This window comes from Paraliobacillus salinarum (assembly GCF_014083865.1).
GTDB classification, from domain to species: domain Bacteria; phylum Bacillota; class Bacilli; order Bacillales; family Amphibacillaceae; genus Paraliobacillus; species Paraliobacillus salinarum.
The window spans coordinates 1-5,655 of sequence record NZ_JACEFA010000025.1; the positions used below are offsets into that span (position 1 = coordinate 1).

The 5,655-nt window shown below is 36.3% G+C and carries 5 protein-coding genes, 1 rRNA gene and 1 other annotated feature; of the genes, 2 read left to right on the forward strand and 4 right to left on the reverse strand.

What is annotated here, in order from left to right; translation table 11 throughout:
• From HP569_RS14195 to HP569_RS14205, 3 genes are all read right to left on the reverse strand, one after another.
• Positions 1 to 125 (reverse strand): 16S ribosomal RNA (locus tag HP569_RS14195); the annotation flags it as partial.
• A 504-nt stretch (positions 126 to 629) separates the two neighbouring features.
• Positions 630 to 3,050: a leucine--tRNA ligase gene (leuS, locus tag HP569_RS14200; protein ID WP_182201807.1), complete on the reverse strand. Its 2,421-nt coding sequence runs from the start codon at positions 3,048 to 3,050 to the stop codon at positions 630 to 632.
• A 75-nt stretch (positions 3,051 to 3,125) separates the two neighbouring features.
• Positions 3,126 to 3,346, reverse strand: a binding site (T-box leader).
• Positions 3,347 to 3,473: 127 nt separating this feature from the next.
• Complete coding sequence (locus tag HP569_RS14205) at positions 3,474 to 3,749, reverse strand: DUF2524 family protein (protein ID WP_182201808.1); 276 nt, start codon at positions 3,747 to 3,749, stop codon at positions 3,474 to 3,476.
• Between the two features lie 132 nt (positions 3,750 to 3,881).
• On the opposite strand from HP569_RS14205, the gene mnmL reads away from it, so the two are divergent.
• Positions 3,882 to 4,844: a tRNA modification radical SAM protein MnmL/YtqA gene (gene mnmL / locus HP569_RS14210; RefSeq protein ID WP_182201809.1), complete on the forward strand. Its 963-nt coding sequence runs from the start codon at positions 3,882 to 3,884 to the stop codon at positions 4,842 to 4,844.
• On the forward strand, positions 4,838 to 5,428 hold the full coding sequence (gene mnmM / locus HP569_RS14215) for a tRNA 5-(aminomethyl)-2-thiouridylate-methyltransferase MnmM (protein ID WP_182201810.1): 591 nt from the start codon (positions 4,838 to 4,840) through the stop codon (positions 5,426 to 5,428). Before mnmL ends, mnmM begins: the two co-directional genes overlap by 7 nt.
• 21 nt (positions 5,429 to 5,449) lie before the next feature.
• Here mnmM and HP569_RS14220 read toward each other — a convergent pair.
• On the reverse strand, positions 5,450 to 5,655 hold a 206-nt coding region (locus tag HP569_RS14220; protein ID WP_182200144.1), incomplete at its 5' end, for an IS3 family transposase.

Consider the following 5,655-nt stretch of genomic DNA (forward strand, 5'->3'; position numbering starts at 1 on the left):
CCCGTCCGCCGCTCGTTCCACAAACGCACACCCCGAAGGGTGATTGTTTGCTTCCCGCGCTCGACTTGCATGTATTAGGCACGCCGCCAGCGTTCGTCCTGAGCCAAGATCAAACTCTCCATAAAATTATGAAGTGCGCTTAATGCTCACTCATTACTTGACTAGCATGTTACTTCTTAACATATTGGTTGTTTTGTTCAGTTTTCAAAGATCAAAAATATTGTCGCAATAACTGCGAAACAATATATTTTATATTAACATGTACTCAAAATGCTGTCAATATTTTTTTATTTATATGTTTGCTAAATAAAAGCAACAATAAACATAATACTGAATACAAATCATAAAGTCAATAGATACTTTCTTATTCTTTCAAAAAAACATAAGAAGTCTATATAATTAGTTTAATATTCAAAGCACTCTTAATAATGAATACCCGTATATCAATACTAATTAAATAAGATTTTAAATGAAGCTACTATTCAATGTTTTTAAATCAGCACATTCGTTAAAACGATAAGTAAAAAGCAGAACTTCCAATTATACTGTCATAATTGAAAGTTCTGCTTCAAAAAATCCAACATCGTCATCTTTCAAAAAAGACTTATTCGTAATCCGCCATTTGACAATTAATTAGCTACAATATTAACAAGCTTGCCAGGAACAGCAATTACTTTTCTTACTGTTTTTCCTTCTAATCTTTCTTTAATCGATTCGTTGTCTAATGCTTTCGCTTCCAATTCTTCTTTAGAAGCATCTTTACTCACTAACATTTTCGCTCGGACTTTACCCATTACTTGTATAACTATTTCAACTTCATCTTCAACAAGTTTCGCTTCATCAAATGCTGGCCATGATTGGTAAGCAATCGTGCCTTCATGTCCAAGTATGCTCCACAACTCTTCTGATAAATGGGGTGCAACTGGCGATAACAGTTTAACAAAACCTTCTGCATAATCTTTAGAAATCTGCTCTGCTTTATATGCCTCATTTACAAAAACCATCATTTGAGAAATGCCTGTATTAAAACGAAGCTCTTCAAAGTTTTCAGTTACTTTCTTTACTGTTTCATGATATACCTTTTCTAATGTATCATTCGTTACACTATCCACTATTTTTGGTGATAATGCACTTGCTTCTTCCGTGACAAACAGACGCCATACACGATCTAAAAAGCGGCGTGATCCGTCTAATCCAGTAGTTGACCATGCGATCGAAGCATCTAACGGCCCCATGAACATTTCATATAAACGCAATGTGTCTGCTCCATGCGTCTCAATAATCTCATCTGGATTAACTACATTGCCTTTTGACTTACTCATTTTTTCATTATTTTCACCAAGAATCATCCCTTGATTATACAATTTCATAAATGGTTCTTTCGTCGGCACAACACCGATATCATATAAAAATTTGTGCCAGAAACGAGCGTAAAGCAAGTGAAGAACCGCATGCTCTGCACCACCTATATAAATATCAACTGGCAACCATTTTTTTAGGTCTTCATAGCCAGCTAATTTTTCTGTGTTATCCGGATCAATGAATCTTAGGAAATACCAACAGCTACCTGCCCACTGCGGCATCGTGTTTGTTTCACGACGACCTTTCATTCCTGTTTCGGGATCCTCCACGTTGACCCAGTCACTAATATTTGCCAACGGAGATTCGCCAGTACCAGATGGTTTGATTTCTGTCGTTTTCGGAAGTACTAATGGTAAGTCCTCTTCTTTCACACCTGTAGTTGTTCCATCTTCCCAATGGATAATTGGAATTGGTTCACCCCAATAACGTTGACGACTAAACAACCAATCACGTAATCTATACGTAACTTTCTTTTCACCTTTATTATTTTCCTCTAACCACTCAATCGCTTTGCTAATTCCATCTTCCTTATTTAAGCCATTCAAAAAGTCTGAATTAATATGTTTACCATCACCTAAAAATGCTTCTTCCGTTACGTCTCCACCTTCAAGTACTGGAACAATAGGTAAATCAAATTTCTTTGCAAATTCATAATCACGTTCGTCATGTGCAGGTACAGCCATAATCGCGCCTGAACCATAACTCATAAGTACATAATCAGCAATCCATATCGGAAGTTTCTCACCATTGATAGGGTTCACCGCATATGCACCAGTAAATACACCTGTTTTATCCTTTGCTAAATCGGTTCGTTCTAGATCACTTTTCAGCTTAACTTTATCCAAGTAGCTTTGAACGTTTTCTTGTTGTTCTGGTGTAACAACTTTATTTACTAAAGGATGTTCAGGAGCTAAAACGACATAAGTTGCACCAAACAAGGTATCTGGTCGAGTAGTAAACACAGTAAAGTTTTCTTCTGTTCCATCTATACCAAAAACAACTTCCGCTCCTTCTGAACGTCCGATCCAATTGCGTTGCATATCCTTAATGCTTTCTGGCCAATCCAATTCTTCGAGGTCTTCTAACAATCGATCAGCATAAGCAGTAATTCTAAGCATCCATTGCTTCATTGGTTTACGTTCAACCGGATGATCCCCTCGTTCACTTTTGCCATCAATTACTTCTTCATTAGCTAGCACAGTGCCTAATGCAGGACACCAATTGACTGCCACTTCATCTACATAAGCTAAACCTTTTTCATATAATTTTAAGAAAATCCATTGTGTCCATTTGTAATAATTCGGGTCGGTTGTATTGAGTTCACGATCCCAATCATAAGAGAAACCTAATTCTTGAATCTGTCTACGAAAAGTATCTATATTCTTTTTGGTGAATTCTTCTGGGTCATTCCCTGTATCTAAAGCATATTGTTCAGCAGGTAGACCAAATGCGTCCCAACCCATTGGATGCAACACTTCATATCCTTGCATACGCTTCATTCTAGATACAATATCTGTCGCCGTATAACCTTCCGGGTGCCCAACATGTAAACCTGCGCCTGACGGATACGGAAACATATCTAATGCATAAAACTTCTCTTTATTTGTTTTCGTGTTCGTTTTAAATGTTTTGTTTTCTAGCCAGTAGTTACGCCACTTTCCTTCAATTTCTTTATGATTAAATGACATTTGTTACATCCTCCTTCGAATAATTACCAAAAGAACGTTTGTTCTATGTATATAAAAAAAGACACTCATCCCCTAAACTGGGACGAGAGCCTTCCCGCGGTACCACCCAAGATTAATGCCTTTGTAAATAGACATTCCCTTTGTTCCTTTAACGCAGAATATACGGTAATAGCTACTATCATTCACTATTACAACATAAAAGGCGAGTTCATAAAGTACAAGGGCAACTTTCACCAAGCGTTGCCTCTCTATCATGCTTGTAATTCTTTACTACTATTCCTCATCATTGTCGTTCCTTGTTATTGTATACGTATTTTAAGAAAAAGAGACCCATTTGTCAAGTTATCACTAGCCCATTTTGGTGTGACGACATACATTCTTTGGATTTCTTTTTAAAAAAATCTCCCTTAATAGGGAGACTGTTTAATCATGTAATTGATTCGTATCTAAAATCATGTCATTCAAGTAACGGTTTGCTTGCAGGTGAAGGCGATGAAGTTGTTCTTTTTGTTGATGATTCGCACTGTCCATCATCTTTTTAATCTCTGCCTCTAAATTGCTTAGTTCTAAGTGTGCTGTGTCATAATCTTCATTTATTTCATAACCATTTCGGTTAGCTTGATTCAACTGATATTTTGCTTCTGAAATGACTTTTTCCGTTTTATCAATTAATGCATCCATTGATTCTCTTGTAGCCATATTATCACCTCAATTTTAGCTTTAACTAAAAAGAATAAATCATACGGACGAGTGATTTTAATCATTGATTCATGCTACAATAAACCATATGCTATAAAGCAAATCGTTTATTATTATAAAGGAGTTTTTTCGTTGCAAAATCCATTTCCATATTCGTTTGATCAAAAACGATACCATTCATGGAATTATCATTTAAAAAATACGTTTGGTGAAAAAATATTTAAAGTAGCACTTGATGGAGGATTTGATTGCCCAAACAGAGATGGCACAGTCGCCCATGGTGGTTGTACCTTTTGCTCTGCTGCAGGTAGTGGTGACTTCGCAGGTGATCGAGTTGATGATTTAGAAACACAATTCAATAAAGTAAAAGATAGCATGCACCACAAATGGAAAAACGGGAAGTACATGGGATATTTTCAAGCGTACACAAATACACACGCTCCTGTTAGCGAGCTACGCGAAAAATTTGAAACCATTTTAAAACAAGATGACGTTGTTGGCCTCTCGATCGCAACACGACCAGATTGCTTACCAGATGATGTAGTTGATTACTTAGCAGAACTCAATGAACATACATACCTTTGGGTTGAATTAGGATTACAAACGATGCACCAACAAACATCAGATTTAATTAACCGGGCACATGACATGAAGTGCTATTTAGAAGGTGTAAACAAATTACGTAAACATAACATTCGCGTTTGCACACATATTATTAATGGACTTCCTGGTGAAGACTATCAAATGATGCTCGATACTGCTAAAGCGGTTAGTGAAATGGATGTCCAAGGAATAAAAATTCATTTAATGCATTTGTTAAAAGGAACACCAATGGTAAAGCAATATGAAAAAGGGATGTTAACATTTATGTCTAAAGATGATTATATCAAACTCGTTGTTGATCAATTAGAAATACTGCCACAAGAAATGATTATTCATCGCATTACAGGAGACGGCCCACCAGAGTTATTAATTGGACCGATGTGGAGCATGAATAAATGGGAAGTATTGAATGCGATTGATTCAGAATTATTACAACGAAATAGCTGGCAAGGAAAGTATTATAATACGACAGCTAAGGTGCTCTCATGTTAAAGCAAATCTTACCGTTTGCACATGAATTAATTCAAGCAGCGATCGAACCAGGTGATTTGGTTATTGATGCAACTTGTGGTAATGGAAATGATACTGTCATTCTTAGTCAAACAGTTGGTAGTGACGGTAAAGTATTAGCTTTTGATGTGCAAGAGCAAGCAATCGAAGCAACATCGAGACGCCTATCTCAATACGAGCTTACAAATGTCGATCTTATTTTAGATGGACATCAAGAGGTAGCGCAATATATCCCTGAAGTATGGAAACATAAATTAGCTGGTGCCATTTTTAATCTTGGCTACTTGCCTAGAAGTGATAAGCAAGTGATCACTAAGCCAGTTACAACCATTCAAGCTATTGATACCATAGCTGCTCATCTAAAATACGGCGGAATTATTGTATGTGTTGTTTATTATGGTCACCCTGGTGGAGAAGAAGAAAAACAAGCCTTATTAGATCATTTAACTACTTTTGACCAAGATTATTTCCGTGTTCTTCAGTATGGTTTTATTAATCAAAAGAACAACCCACCTTTTATTCTAGCAATTGAAAAGAAAAGCCAAAGGAGTGAAGTGACCCCTTAAAGTTAGACACGGTTTATTTCATTAAGCAGCTTGTTCAAAATGAGTTCGGTATTGTACCGGACTCATTTTAAATTTCGCCTTTATCCGTTTCATATTATAATATTCTATATATTTTTCAAGTTCTTGTTTAAAGTGCTCTACACTTTCGAATTCCTTATAATAAAGAAATTCTGATTTCATAATTCCAAAGAAATTCTCTATCACCGAATTATCGTAACAGTTTCCTT

Bases quoted from the DNA above. Each gene is read 5' to 3' on its own strand.
- leuS (WP_182201807.1), bottom strand. From the start codon at position 3,050: ATGTCATTTAATCATAAAGAAATTGAAGGAAAGTGGCGTAACTACTGG.
- HP569_RS14205 (WP_182201808.1), bottom strand. From the start codon at position 3,749: ATGGCTACAAGAGAATCAATGGATGCATTAATTGATAAAACGGAAAAA.
- mnmM (WP_182201810.1), top strand. From the start codon at position 4,838: ATGTTAAAGCAAATCTTACCGTTTGCACATGAATTAATTCAAGCAGCG.